We start from the raw sequence: 14,275 nt of genomic DNA, 5'->3' as shown, positions 1-14,275 counted from the left end.
ACGGCAGCTCCTTGGGCTTCGGAAGATGAGGGGATTGGCGGGGGAGGCCGGCCTTGGTACGGGCCGGCCACCCACCTACTTCTTCGAGGCTGTGAAGCCCCAGAGCGGCGGCAGCGTGGAATAGCGCTGCGGCGTGACGGTGATTTCAGTGGTGCTTGCGAAGACGTTGTCAGACTGGATGTAGGGAGCAAACCAGGCCTGGTCCACGAGGTAGGTGTTCAGTTTCCGGAACGTTTCGGTCTGTGTGTCGCCGGTTTCGCCCTGGGCCTTGTTGATCAGATCAACCACCGTGGGATCGGAGACGTGGAACGGGTTCCACAGCGATTCAGGCGTGAGCGCAATCTGCGCGAAATCCCACGGACGCGGGCTGTTGAGTCCGAAGATTGCGGCGGGGTACTTTCCTGCCAGCAGATCCGAGATGAAGGTCTGGCCGTTCACAGGCTGGTACTGCGGTGTGATGCCGATGGCTGTCAGCGCTTCGGTCACGGCTGCCTGCTGGTCAGGGTAGACGGGCGATACATCCGGCATAGGCAGTGTGAAGCCGTTCGCATAGCCGGCGTCGGCCAGGAGCTTCTTCGCGGCGTTCACGTCAAAGGGGTACTTCTTATCCAGCTCAGGAATGAAGGCATCACTGGTGGAGCTGAAGACCTGGCTGGTGGCCTTGCCCTTACCACCAAAGACTTTCGCGTGGATGGCGTCGCGATCCAGGGCCATATTGATCGCCTGGCGGACCTTCGGCTCAGCAAGCGCAGGAACCAGGGAACCCTTGCGGTCGAACAAGTACAAGCCGCTAGTGGTGTAGGCGGGGCTGGTCTGGATATTCAGGCCTGCGGACTTGAGGCTGTTTGAATCCTTATCGGTCACTACTGCAAAGTCTGCTTCACCGGCGCGCAGCGCGTTGAGGATTGCGTTGTTGTCGTTGAAGACCGTGACTTCGACGGTGTCGAACGGGAAGTCTTTGGCGTTCCAGTAGTCAGCGTTCCGCGTGTAGACGTACTTGATGCCGGTCTGGGACTTAGCGGCGTCCAGGATGTAAGGGCCGGAACCGATGGGAGTGGTGTCCAGTGCCGGTGTTCCCAAGGCCTTCGGGCTGGCAAGGACACCGGCGGTTCCGCCCAGGTTCGGCACGAGCGATGGGTCCGGAGCGGAGAGGGTGACCATGAGGTTGGTGGCGTCGGTGACGGTGACCTCCTGGATGAAGCGCAGCTGACCGCCGGCTTCTCCGGTGCCCTTGCGGGCCGAGTCCAGGTTGGCTTTGACTGCAGCTGCATCCAGGGGTGTGCCATCGGTGAATTTGACGCCTTCCCTGATGATGAGGGACAGCTTCGTCCGGGTGTCATCGTAAGACCACTTGGTCACGATGTTCTCGGCCGGTTCTCCCTCATTGGTGTTCCGGAAGAGGGAGTCGTAGACGGGCTGGAGGAACTGGGTGGTGGGGCCGGTGCCGAAGTTGCCCGGCGAAAAGGACTCGGGCGGCGCAATGGCTGCAATGTCCAACTCGGTGGGGGCTGTGGAACCACCAGGGGAAGAGCCGGTGCAGGCAGTAAGCGCCATGACGGCTGTGACGGCGGCAATGCCGACTAATTTGCGCATGTTTCTCCTAGACAAGGCGTCGAAAGCTCAGCTTCGAGTGATCCGACTGTTCTCCGGCGGCGATGCTGCGGAGATCGATAGGTATGGCGGTGAATGATGGCTGAAGTGCCTTGGAAAGGCGCCTTGCTTTACGCGGAATCCCGCGGATTCCATGTATGCGTTCCCGGCGCAGAGCCAAATGGATGCAGAGGGTGTGCTCCATATGGTCTCCCTCGCCGTTGAGGTCAGATGTTGCTGGTAGAACGCTTTGTGGCGTCTGTTACAAAGATAATCCGGTCACCGGAATAAGTCAATGACTTTTTCCGGTCCCCGGGATTTAGGCGGATAAGCCTTGGTCCTCGTTTCGGGTCAGCCGCTCGAGGAGCCCGGGAAGGTTGGCTTTGGAGAAGAGTTCACCCAAGACAAGTTGTGCGGCCCCTATGACGCCGCCTACCTGCTCGTCAATGGCTGATAGCTCTACGAGCAGGTCCGGTGCGCCGCTGGAGGGGAGTCGCTCCAAGACGGCTTGCTGTATGGGCTTCAGGACAATGTCCTTTGCCCTGGCAATGCCGCCGCCGACCACCAGCATGTGGGGAGCGAAGAAACTTACCAGGGTTGCCAGGCTGCTCCCAAGCAGTGCTGCGGTTCGGTTGAGTAGTTCCTTGGCGGCGGCATCTTCATGCTCAGCGGCCAAGGTGACGTCATAGGCGCGAACGCGGCCGGTTTCCTTCAGCACCTGCTCCAAGTAGGGGCTGCGTCCGGTTTCGGCCAGCATCAAGCCGTCCCGCTCAATGGCCCATCCACTGGTGACGGCCTCAAGGCAGCCTGTACGTCCACACCTGCAGGCAACTACCCCCGCCTCCGCGACGGCCACATGGCCAATGGAGCCCGCCAGGCCGTGGGAGCCGCGGTAGAGCCGGCCGTCAGTGACAAGCGCGGCTCCCACGCCGGCCCCGGCTCCGAAATAGAGCAGATGCTTTGCCCGGGCGGCGCGTGGATTGCTTTCCATTTCAGCCAGGGCGAGGAGGTTGACCCGGTTGTCCACCCAGACGGGAACCGGCCAGCGGGTGGCAAATTCTTCGCGCACCGGATAGTCATCCCAGCCGGGCATGACTGGCACGCCAACGGGAGTGCCGGTATCGAAATTGACCGGACCTGACAGGCCCACGCCGATTCCGAGCAGGTTGTTGTTACTTTGCTCCCTGGCTATTTTTTCGATGATCACGTTGACCTGGTCCAGGATCCGGGCGGGCCCTTCGCCGACGTCGCATAGTTCCCGGTGGCGCGTGCCGAGCAGGGCGCCGGCAAGGTCCGAGGCGCTGACGACCATTTCATTTGAGGCGATGTCCACGCCGACGACGTAGCCCGCCTGGGCGTTGAGGGACAAGAGCTTTGCCGTCCGGCCTCCTGTAGAGGGGGCGCGGCCGGGGGAGTGGATGAGCCCGATCTGTTCGAGTTCTGCAACCCGCTCGGCAACGACGCTCCGGCCCAGTCCCACCTGGTCGGTCAGGGTGGCTTGGGTTATGCCCTCTTCCCACCGGATGGTTTCCAGTACGGATGCCAGTCCGGTGTATCGCTCTATTGCCATCTGATCTCTTCCTGCATGCCGTCGCCCACCGCGTCAGTGCCGCGGTGATGAATCCAGTCCGCAAAGCGAAGCCGTTCGGGCGCTTCCACTTGCCATCATCCTCCAGCTTCGCGTCGCCAAACAATAAAAGTCTAGCAACTTTTACCGGTCATCGGATAAACTATATGAAACCCATCACACAAGGAGGCCGCGTGCGGCGATCTATCTCAACCACTGAAGACGGCGTCCAGTACCGGGACTTGAACGGGAACGGTGTACTGGATCCCTACGAAGACCCACGGCTGGATGCTGCCACCCGTGCCGCGGATCTCCTGACGCGTCTGTCGGTCGAGGAAAAAGTCGGGCTCATGTTCAACACTGTGATGGCTGTGGGGGAGGTGGCGGACCACGACACCGCGAGTCCGTTCGGTCCGGAGACTCCCCGCGACCTTGTGGTGGGCAGGTCCATCAACCACTTCAACGTTGGCCACATCCCTTCGGCGGAGCACATGGCCCGCTGGCAGAATGCCATGCAGGAACTCGCCGAGCTCACCCCGCACGGGATCCCCATTACTTTTGGCACCGATCCCCGCCATGGTTTCGCACAAAATGACGGAATGGCCTTTGCCGCCGGCTCGTTCTCGCAGTGGCCCGAGCCCATGGGCCTGGCCGCCCTCAATGATCCAATTGTCATGAGCGACTTTGCCGAGACAGCCCGGCGTGAGTATGTGGCGGTGGGGCTTCGGGCAGCTCTCCACCCACAGCTCGACCTCGCATCCGAGCCGCGCTGGGCGCGTCAATTGCAGAGCTTCAGTTCAAACTCAGCGGTGAGCTCAGAATATGGTGCGCTGCTCATCGCAGGTCTGCAGGGAGGGAAGCTGTCATCCACGAGCGTCGCCTGCACCGCAAAGCACTTCCCGGGCGGAGGCGCGCAGGAAGACGGTGAAGATCCACACTTCCCCTCCGGTAAAGCCCAGATCTACCCCGGCGGCAACTTTGACGAACACCTGGCCCCCTTCCGAGCGGCGATCGCTGCCGGCACCAGCGCGATCATGCCCTACTACTCCCTGGCGAAAGACCTCGTGATCGACGGCGTCGAAGTGGAGGAGGTGGGCTTTTCGTACAACAAGTACCTGATCACTTCACTTCTCCGTGAACAGCTCGGCTTCGATGGTGTTGTCTTGACAGACTGGCAGCTGGTCACTGACCTTGAGGTTTTTGGTCTTCCCTTCCCGGCCAAGGCGTGGGGTGTTGAGCACCTCAGTCCCCTTGAGCGGGTGGAGAAACTGTTCGACGCCGGCGTGGACCAGCTCGGTGGCGAATCCTGCACGGAGTTGGTGCTTGAGCTGCTGGCCAACGGCAGGTTGTCCCAGGACCGGGTAGATGCCTCGGTACTGAGAATCCTCCGGGTTAAATTCGAGCTGGGGCTCTTCGACAATCCCTACGTTGACGTGGATGCTGTGAGCGACGTGGTCGGGTCGGCTCAGTTCCGCGACGCCGGACACCGCGCCCAGGCGGAATCAGTGACCATCCTCAAGAACGATGGGTTGCTGCCGCTCCGGGCGGACACCCGCGTCTACGTCGAAGGAGTCAAACCGGAAGCTGTGGGCGGCCGGGTCACCCTGGTTGATGACAGGAAAGACGCCGAGGTGGCCCTCGTGCGGGTGTCTGTTCCCTACGAACCACGCAACGAGTACTTCCTCGACGCCATGACACACCAGGGAAGCCTCGACTTCCCGGAGGAAGACATAGCACGGGTGAGGGCCCTTGCAGCAGAACTCCCCGTGATCCTGGACGTCTACCTTGAACGGGCAGGAATCCTGACCCCGTTCCAGGGCATCGCATCGGCCATCACCGCCAACTTCGGCGCTTCTGATGCTGCGCTGTTGGATGCTTTGACTGCCACGATTCCACCGAGAGGCCGGTTGCCGATCGAGCTGCCCCGCTCCATGGCCGCCGTCGAAAATTCACGCCCTGATGTCCCCAACGACACCGAGGATCCGCTCTACCAGTTCGGTGCCGGCCTCAGCTTGTCCACAACCCGGAGCGAATCCGGGATGCTCACGTGAACCGGACGAACGGGGAACACCAGTCGAGCGAAGTTCACTGGAGTGAGTTCGTTGATCCGCCGGATTCGGCGCGGCCACGTGCCTGGTGGCACTGGATGGACGGCAACGTAGAGCTTGAAGGCATCCGCGCGGACCTTCGCTGGCTCCACTCGGTAGGCGTCCGGGGGGTTCAAGCCTTCGACGGGGCGCTGGGAAATCCGCTTGTAGTGGATGAGGCCGTGATCCCGGGAAGCAAGCAGTGGCGCGAAGCTGTTGCCGTTGCAGTGGCGACGGCGCACGAGCTCGGCCTGGACTTCACTGTTGCCACTTCTGCAGGGTGGAGCGCCTCCGGAGCTCCATGGGTTGATAAGGCTGACGCCATGCGCAAGTTGGTGTGGTCCCAAACGGTGGTCGAAGGCGGCGAACTGGCCCACCTCAACAATTTGCCGGACGTCGCAGGGCCGTATCAGGAGACTCCAAGGTGGGGAGCCGAGCCGCACGAAGGCTCGGGAGACGCCAAAGACCTCTTTGCCTTGGCCATCCCGTTCCACAACGCCCACGATGCTCTGGAGCCCGCATTCGTCCGCACGTCCGACTCGCCAACTGAAGCGGTCACCGCAGACCGCACCACCGCCGTCGACGGTTTCCGCTTGGCCCGTGACCCGGACCATCACTCGGTGGCATGGATTGAACAGTCCTTTGCCGCGCCGGTGACGGTGCGTTCGTGCGTCATTGAATTGCCCGGCCCCCACGGCTTCGGCGCGGCTCCGCCCGCCACGGCCACCCTGCAGGTCCGGAACGACGACGGCGGTTACGTCACTGTCTGCACGCTACCGGCCACACAATGCCCAGCGCGGACCATGTCCTTCCCGGCGGTGACCGGGACACACTTCCGGCTGCGGCTCGAAGCCGAAGGGATAGCCACGGTCCTGGCCGCCTTCGAGAAAGGGGTGGTGCCCCCACCGGTATTCCGTCCACTCAGCGAGTACGTCGTCAAAGAATTCGCCCTCTACGAAACCGGCATGCCCGCCCACCGGGAGGCGAAGAGTGGTTTCGCCACCGCACAGAACTATGACCACCTTGATACTGACCCGCGCGCAGCATTCGCCGTAGTGCCGCTGGCCGGCATCCTTGATATCAGCAGTCAGCTTTCACAGGGCAGGCTTACCAGCCCGTTACCGGCCGGGACCTGGAGAATTATCCGTTTCGGGTCTTCCCTCACGGGGCAGACCAACGGGCCCGCGCTTCCCGAAGCCACGGGGCTCGAGGTGGACAAACTGGATAGTGAAAGAGTCCGGCGTTATATTTCAACCCACCTGGCGCAGTTCGGTGACGCACCGATCGACGGCCTGCTCAGCGACAGCATTGAGGCAGGGCTGCAGAACATCACCCATAACCTACATGCCGGATTCCACCATCTTCGCGGATACAGCATGATTCCGTGGATGCTCACCATGGCAGGTTTTTTGGTGGAGGATGCCCGTTCCAGCGACCTCTTCCTCGCCGATTTCCGGCGAACACTTGCAGAAGTCTTCGCAAAGTCCTACTACGGCACGTTGTCCGAGGAAGCGCATAAGCGTGGCGCTATCTACTACGCGGAGGCGCTGGAGGACCGCAGGCCGCAACTCGGGGACGATCTGGCCATGCGCTCACATGCAGATGTCCCGATGGGAGCCATGTGGACATTCAATGCTGATGCCGGACCAGCGCCCACCTACGTCGCGGACCTGAAAGGGGCGTCATCGGTGGCGCACGTTTACGGGCGCAGCCACACGGGCGCTGAAGCTTTCACCTCAGGACGGAACCCTTGGAGTGATTCGCCGAAGTCGTTGAAGGACGTCGCCGACCTCCAGCTCACCCTGGGGGTGACCCGCTTTTGCCTCCATACGTCCCCGCACCAGCCCACCCAAGTACCACCGCCGGGAATCGCACTGGCGCCTTCGCTCGGCCAATCCTTCACCCGCAACGAAACCTGGGCGTCCGCTGCCAAGCCGTGGGTGGACTATCTGGCCCGATGCTCGCATCTTCTTTCTCTTGGCCGGCCCGCCGTTGACATTGCGTACTTCATCGGCGAGGAAGCCCCCGTCACCGCGCTTTTCGGCAACACCTTCAACCACGATGTTCCCGTTGACTACGACTACGACTACATCGGCCCGGACGCACTCGGTACTGTCCTGGATGTTCAAGAGGGGGAGCTGCGGGCAGGCACCTCCCGCTACAAGCTGCTCTATCTGGGCGGTGCCTGCCACCGGATGAGCAGAGGCGCCCTCCACGCAATCCTGCGACTGGTGGAACAGGGTGCAACGGTGGTGGGAGAACGTCCAACGGCCAAGCGCTCACTGGCTGACGAGGATACCGGGTTTGAGCGTTTGTGTGATTTGATCTGGGGCAGCCCGAACAGCGGCCAGGTTTTCGCCACCGCCGACCTGGCATCCGTGCTGCGGGATCATTTTCCACCGCGGGTGATAGTGGGGGACCCCCGGGTACGTCGGATCGCTCGATGGGTGGACGGCGATCAGCCCCTTGTTTTCATCGCCAATCCCGTCAACGAGGAGCTGCGCACCACCGTGACGCTAGCGAACACGGACGGCGGTTTCGTTGCCTGGGACCCGGTGGCACTAACTCAGCAAGCGCTTCCGCCCACGGAGGGTGGAGACGGCTTCGACGTGCGGCTACCCCCTTATGGTTCGCTCTTCATTCTCAGGGGCGAAGCGGATCCGGGCTCCAGGGAGGAGCGCGTTACCGAGGTTGCCGGTGACTGGACGCTCACCATCCCCGGCTCCGATCCGGTGCAGCTTGCCCATGCCACCTTCTGGACCGATCCAGGAATCGGGGCCAAGTACTTTTCCGGAACGGCCACATATGTGGTGGAGTTCCAGCTCGACGGACCCGAACTCCCGGACGCTATCCAGTTCACCGATATTGCTGATGTAGCGCACCTCGACATCAACGGAGAAGAGTCAGGAATTCTCTGGACTGCTCCCTATAGGGTTTCCGCCAATGCCCTGAGGCCCGGTAGTAACCGGGTCCGGATCAGCGTCACCAATCCGTGGCGCAACAGGCTGATATCTGAAGCCCGCAGCAACACCGGGGCGCTCTTCCCACCTATGACCAGAGTGTTTAACGATGAAGCCTACATCCAACCGGCAGGGCTACTGGGGCCACTGAGCTTGGTCTACAAGAACCACCCGTAATTTCCACTAGTGAAAGTACTGAATTCATGACGCACCAAGCAACGCCTTCCGCAGTGAGCCTGGAGGGCCAGCGCCGGGCCGATATCGGCGATGGCACGTACCTGAATCCGGTGTTCGCGGGGGATCACCCGGACCCGGCCATCCTGCGCGACGGGGATGACTACTACCTGACCTTTTCGTCGTTTGAGTCCACACCCGGACTCATCATCTGGCACTCACGGGACCTGCTGAACTGGCAACCGCTGGGGCCGGCTCTACCAACACCCCTCGGATGCGTGTTTGCGGTGGACATGTGCAAAGTGGACGGCCGGTACTTCATCTACATACCGATCATTCCCACGGCTGTCTCGCCGGACCCAACTGCGCCGGTGCTGACCTATGTCATCCATGCCGAGGACATGGCGGGACCTTGGAGCGAACCGGTCAACCTGGGCATTGAAGGGCACATCGATCCGGGGCACGTGGTGGGAGAAGACGGCAACCGCTACTTGTTCCTCAGCGGCGTCAGCCGCGTCCGGCTCACCGACGACGGGCTGGCCACCAACGGACCAGTGGAGCACGTCTACGATGGCTGGCGCTACCCCGACGACTGGGTGGTCGAGGCCTACGCCCTGGAAGGGCCCAAGCTCACCCGCCGAGGCGAGTGGTTCTACCTCACGACGGCGGTGGGCGGCACCTCCGGTCCGCCCACCGGCCATATGGTCACGGTCGCCCGTTCCCGCTCCATTGACGGCCCGTGGGAGGACTGCCCCCACAATCCGATCATCAGGACATGGGACGCAGTTGAGCCGTGGTGGAGCAAAGGACATGCCACCTTGTTTGAGGGCCCCAAAGGCCAATGGTGGAGCATCTATCACGGCTACGAAAAAGGGTTCGCCACCCTCGGCCGGCAGACACTCTTGGAACCCATCACCTGGGACGAGTTCGGATGGCCCAGGGCAGGTGGGGGAGACCTTTCATTGCCGCTGGCTGCACCCCTTCCCGCCGGCCCTCCAGCCGTCGGCGGGACTCACGGGGTGGCGTTGTCCGATGATTTCTCCACCGGGCGCTTTGGAACACAATGGTCATTTCACGCCCCGTCCAAGGACGAGTATCTTCGGGCATCCTTTGACGCCGGGCTGGTCCTGCAAGCACGCGGATCAGGACCCTCCGACAGCTCAGCCCTAACGTGCATCGTTGGCGATCGGCGCTATGAAATCACGGTAGAGATGGAAGTCAGCAACGGCGCCCAAGGTGGCATGTTGCTGTATTACAGCGACCGCCTGTTCTGCGGCATGGGTCACGACGGCGGCCGCATGATCAGCTACCGCGCCGGCAGGGCGATTCCGTACTGGCGCGAACCTGCGCCGGCGGCCCGAACCATGCACCTGCGAATAGTCAACGACAACCACATCGTCACCCAGTACTACAGCCTCAACGGGACCGACTGGACCAGGCATGGACTGCGTTTCAACGTGGAGGGTTACAACACCAATACGGCCGACGAACTCCTGAGCCTGCGCCCGGCACTGTTCGCGGCCGGGACGGGGGAAGTTCGGTTCAAGAACTTCACATACCGTGCTCTCATCGACTGAGCGGCGCTCGTGGCTGGCCTGACGACCGCAAAGCGCAATGTGGTCAAAGCCCACTCTGCGCAGAGGTCACTTAGCGGCCGGTGGTGGTTGCAGCTCGTCCTGTAGTTGTCTTTCGGCTCAGTGCCAGGCCCAAGGCCAGCATCCCGACACCCAGGATCAGGTGAAGCCAGTTGTCGGCGTTGTTGACCGGAACGAAGTTCGCGGCGGATTCCTGGTTGATGAACAGGCCGTAGATCCACAGAACCAAGTAGATTGCTCCGCCGCCCACCAGGTAGTTCCGGGCCTGCCCCGCAGTCCGGGCCATCAAGATACCCGCTACTCCGAAGAGCAGGTGCACGATGTTATGCAGGATTGATACCTGGAAAATACCCAGCAGGAGGGCATCGGAGGTGTGGCCGGCGAACGACAGGGTCTCGTAGTTCGAGGTAATCCCTGGAATGAAGCCGAGGACCCCTACAAGGAGAAAGACCGCTCCGACTATCTGCGCTGCTCGCTGAATGGTGGTGCGGGTCCGGGCGGGGTTATGGGTGGGGGTCATTTGTTCTCCTCAGTCGCATTACATGAGTCCGGATAGAGCCTCGGGACTGTCCCGATTACTGAAGATCATAAGGTTACTTAGTTCCTTTTGACCAGTATGCCGTGCTGAGGAAATGAAGGTCGGATATGGTGCGGAGCAAGTACTGGGAGGCATCTTGTTGGGGTCCGCCCGCTACCAATAGATCAAGGGAAGGGCCTGGTTCAGTGAACCGGGCCCTTCCCTTGATTCGGTATGTCGATGATGCCTAAGCGGTGATTCCCGTGACCTCAGGTTTGGAAGTGAGGTCCTCCACGGCCTTTTGCATGTGACGCTTGATGGCCTTTTGGAGGCCACTGCGGTCACGTGCTTCGAGGAGATCCAGGATCATTTGGTGTTCCTGCACCAGCGCATCGATGCGCGGGTAAGCCACTTCCAGGCTGAGAATACACATCCTTGATTCCGCGGCCAGGGTTTCATAGATCCGGATCAGGCGCGTGTTTCCGGTGCCGGACACAAAAGCCGTATGGAACTGCATATCCAACCGGGCAATTGCCTGCCAGTCCGATGCCGCGACTTGTTTGGCCATGCTCCGGATGATGCCTTTGAGTTCCCTGCAGGTGTCCGTGACCTGGTCGGACTCGGAATCCAGGAGTGTGTTGGCGGCGGCCAATTCCACAGCCTCCCGGACGGCGTAGATCTCCCTGACGTCGTCCGTGGAGAGCTCCAGGACGAAGACGCCGCGGTTACGCTTGCTCACCAGGATGCCTTCCTGGCACAGTCGCTGCAGTGCTTCGCGCAGCGGGCCCCTGGACGTGCTGAGCTGACTGGCCAGTGCGGACTCGTTGACCTGTTGCCCGGGGCTGAAAGCCCCCTGAACAATCATCTCCCGCAATTGGTCAGCGATCAGCTGCGCCGTGGGCCGGCCCTCCAGGACGAACATTCCCTCCGGTGCCGCCATTGACATCCCCTCATTCCATGCTTCGGCAAATTGAATCTATTAGACCGCTACTGCGGTGTACTTGTATTCCAAAAACTCTTCAATCCCAATTTTTCCGCCTTCGCGTCCCAATCCGGACTGCTTGACGCCGCCGAAGGGGGCTGCGGGGTTGGACACAAGACCTGTGTTCAGCCCCACCATTCCCACCTCCAAGTCGGCTGAGAACCGCAAAGCCTTTTCCATGCTCTCGGTGAATACGTACCCCACCAGTCCCCACTCAGTATCGTTGGCGAGACGGAGAACTTCGTCTTCGCTGTCGAACGGTGTAATGGCAGCTACAGGGCCGAAAATTTCCGTGGACATCAGCGCGGCGTCCGTGGGGACGTCCACCAGGACAGTGGGGGTGTAGAAGTAACCCGGTCCTTCCGGACGGCTACCGCCTGTCAGAACGCGCGCACCCTTGGAAATGGCGTCTGCAACGAGGCTTTCGACCTTTTCCAGGCCCTTCTGCTCAATGAGGGGTCCGACCTCGGTCCCCGTCAAAGCGCCATTGCCCACCTGCAATTCTGACATCTTTTTGGCGAACTTCTCACCAAATTCGTCCACGACGGAGCGGTGGACGAAGAAGCGGTTGGCGGCCGTGCAAGCCTCGCCCATGTTCCGCATCTTGGCTTTCATGGCTCCGTCTACCGCCTTTTCGATGTCCGCGTCGGCGAGCACTATGAAGGGGGCGTTTCCGCCGAGCTCCATGGAGGAACGCATGACGTTGTCCGCGGCCTGTCGGAGCAGGATCTTTCCCACTTCGGTAGAGCCGGTGAAGCTGATCTTGCGGGCGATTCCGCTGTCGGTCCAGGTTCGGACCACGCCCGAGGCGCTCGACGTCGTCACGACGTTCAGCACGCCGTCGGGAAGTCCTGCTTCCTTGAAGAGTTCAACGAGCGCCAACGAAGTCAGCGGCGTCAGCTCTGCCGGCTTGAACACCATGGTGCATCCTGCGGCGACGGCCGGGGCAATCTTTCTCGCCCCCATGGCGAGGGGGAAGTTCCACGGGGTCACCAGAACAGAGGGGCCCACGGGTTCCTTGGTAATGAGGATGCGGGTGTTGCCGTCCACGGAGCTGGCGTTGTCTCCACCGATCCGTACTGCCTCTTCGGAAAACCAACGGAGCATCTCGGCGCCATAGGCTACCTCGCCCTTTGCCTCCCCAAGTGGCTTGCCCATCTCGGCGGTCATGATGGTTGCCAAGCGGTCTGTGTTGGCAATGACGAGGTCGTATGCGCGGCGGAGAATGTCTGCACGTTCACGGGGAGTGGATTTTCCCCACCCGGCCTGGGCGCGCCCTGCGGCCTCAATGGCCAGCGTGGCATCTTCCTTGTTGCCGTCGGCCACGTAGGCGATGACTTCATTCGTGGCGGGGTTTTCAACAGCAAAGGTGGCGCCGTTTGCGGCCGGCTGCCAGCGGCCGTCGATAAACAGGTTTGTCTGTAGTGAACCGGGATCAAGGGAGGGGGTCATGGTGGCTCTTTCAGTAATCAGGGGGATTAGGAGGTGGCCGACTTGAGGGCCTGCGAGAACCTGGATAGGCCAACTTGAATCTCGTCACTGCTGACGTTCAGTGCTGGGATGAGTCGTATGACGTTTCCGTGCGGCCCGCAGGTGAGCAGCAGGAGCTCTTCCTTAATGGCAGCCTGCTGGACGGCCAGCGCAGTTGCCGCGTCCGGGGTTTTGCCTGCAGAAGTGAATTCAACGCCCTGCATCAGGCCCCGGCCGCGGACATTGCCGATGCCTGGGAATTCGCCTTGCAATGTCTCCAGCCCCGTCCGGAGTTCATCGCCGCGGAGAAGGGCGTTTTCCACGAGTTTTTCGCGCTTGATGACTCCAAGGGTGGCTACGCCGGCTGCTGCCGCCACCGCGTTTCCACCGTAGGTTCCGCCTTGGGACCCTGGCCAGGCCTTTCCCATCAGCTCTGCGGAGGCAGCAATTGCGGAGATGGGGAAACCGCTCGCAAGACCCTTGGCGGTGATGACGACGTCGGGCAGGATTCCGGCCCAATCATGTCCCCAGAATTTACCGGTGCGGCCGACACCGGCCTGTACCTCGTCGAGGATCAAGACGATTCCGTGTTTGTCTGCACGTTCACGCAAACCTTGGAGGAATGCTACGGGGGTGGGGATATACCCGCCGTCTCCGAGGACAGGTTCGATGATGAAGCCGGCAGTATCGCTGGGGGTGCTGATGGTCAGCAGCAGATGGTCCAGTTCCTTCAGCGCAAATTCGACGGCGGTGGGTTCGTCCCAGCCATAGCGGTACCAGTGCGGGAACGGGGCTATGTGCACGCCGCCCATGATCGGCGAGAAACCTGAGCGGAACTTGGTCCCGGCTGTGGTCAAGGAGGCCGCGGCGACAGTCCGGCCGTGGAACCCACCCTGGAAGGAGATGATGTTGGGCCTGCCGGTAGCCATGCGGGCCAAGCGGATGGAGGCCTCAACCGCTTCAGAGCCTGATGTTGCGTAAAACACGCTGTCCAAACCCTGCGGCAATACAGTACCCAAAAGCTCGGTGAGTTCCAGCAGGGGTTTGTGCATCACCGTGGTGTATTGGGCGTGGACAATCTTGCCCACCTGTTCGCGGGCGGCCGCTACAACGTCGGGATGGCAGTGACCTGTGCTCGTGACACCAATCCCAGTGGTGAAATCAAGGTATTTCTTTCCGTCGGTCGCGTGGATCCAGCTTCCGGCCGCATGGTCGACAACCACGGGAGTTGCCTGCTTCAGGATAGGGCTAAGTGTTGCCATGGGTTCATACTTTCTTAGGAACTGTAGATTGTCAACAATAGGCGATTGAAGGGTAGGCCTCTGCGTGAGCA

The 14,275-nt window shown here is 61.4% G+C and carries 9 protein-coding genes; 3 read left to right on the top strand and 6 right to left on the bottom strand.

Annotated features, from left to right (window positions below):
- Nucleotides 1–75 precede the first annotated feature (75 nt).
- Complete coding sequence (locus tag M1D51_RS11355) at nt 76–1,593, bottom strand: ABC transporter substrate-binding protein (RefSeq protein ID WP_458106530.1); 1,518 nt, start codon at nt 1,591–1,593, stop codon at nt 76–78.
- 316 nt (nt 1,594–1,909) lie between these two features.
- Nucleotides 1,910–3,160, bottom strand: a complete 1,251-nt coding sequence (locus M1D51_RS11350) for an ROK family transcriptional regulator (RefSeq protein ID WP_172324101.1) — start codon at nt 3,158–3,160, stop codon at nt 1,910–1,912.
- 191 nt (nt 3,161–3,351) lie between these two features.
- Between M1D51_RS11350 and M1D51_RS11345 the strand changes: the two genes are divergently transcribed.
- The 3 genes from M1D51_RS11345 to M1D51_RS11335 are packed head-to-tail and all read left to right on the top strand — an operon-like array spanning nt 3,352 to nt 9,955.
- Nucleotides 3,352–5,208, top strand: coding sequence for a glycoside hydrolase family 3 protein (locus M1D51_RS11345; RefSeq protein WP_458106529.1), 1,857 nt, complete (start codon nt 3,352–3,354; stop codon nt 5,206–5,208).
- Nucleotides 5,205–8,381: a glycosyl hydrolase gene (locus M1D51_RS11340; RefSeq protein WP_458106528.1), complete on the top strand. Its 3,177-nt coding sequence runs from the start codon at nt 5,205–5,207 to the stop codon at nt 8,379–8,381. The genes M1D51_RS11345 and M1D51_RS11340 overlap by 4 nt, the downstream gene beginning before the upstream one ends.
- Before the next feature lie 26 nt (nt 8,382–8,407).
- On the top strand, nt 8,408–9,955 hold the full coding sequence (locus M1D51_RS11335) for a family 43 glycosylhydrolase (protein ID WP_458106527.1): 1,548 nt from the start codon (nt 8,408–8,410) through the stop codon (nt 9,953–9,955).
- Nucleotides 9,956–10,025: 70 nt separating this feature from the next.
- Here M1D51_RS11335 and M1D51_RS11330 read toward each other — a convergent pair whose 3' ends face one another.
- From M1D51_RS11330 to M1D51_RS11315, 4 genes are all read right to left on the bottom strand, one after another.
- On the bottom strand, nt 10,026–10,493 hold the full coding sequence (locus tag M1D51_RS11330) for a DUF4383 domain-containing protein (protein ID WP_458106526.1): 468 nt from the start codon (nt 10,491–10,493) through the stop codon (nt 10,026–10,028).
- Nucleotides 10,494–10,737: 244 nt separating this feature from the next.
- Complete coding sequence (locus M1D51_RS11325; protein ID WP_172325385.1) at nt 10,738–11,430, bottom strand: GntR family transcriptional regulator; 693 nt, start codon at nt 11,428–11,430, stop codon at nt 10,738–10,740.
- 39 nt (nt 11,431–11,469) lie between these two features.
- Nucleotides 11,470–12,924, bottom strand: a complete 1,455-nt coding sequence (locus tag M1D51_RS11320; protein ID WP_458106525.1) for an NAD-dependent succinate-semialdehyde dehydrogenase — start codon at nt 12,922–12,924, stop codon at nt 11,470–11,472.
- Between the two features lie 26 nt (nt 12,925–12,950).
- A complete protein-coding gene (locus M1D51_RS11315; RefSeq protein ID WP_458106524.1) occupies nt 12,951–14,204 on the bottom strand; it encodes an aspartate aminotransferase family protein in 1,254 nt (417 codons plus the stop codon).
- Nucleotides 14,205–14,275: the final 71 nt, after the last annotated feature.

It is taken from the genome of Arthrobacter sp. R3-55 (assembly GCF_054161505.1).
Note: the sequence above shows the minus strand (reverse complement) of the source record. Positions and strands in the feature narration are given on the sequence as shown.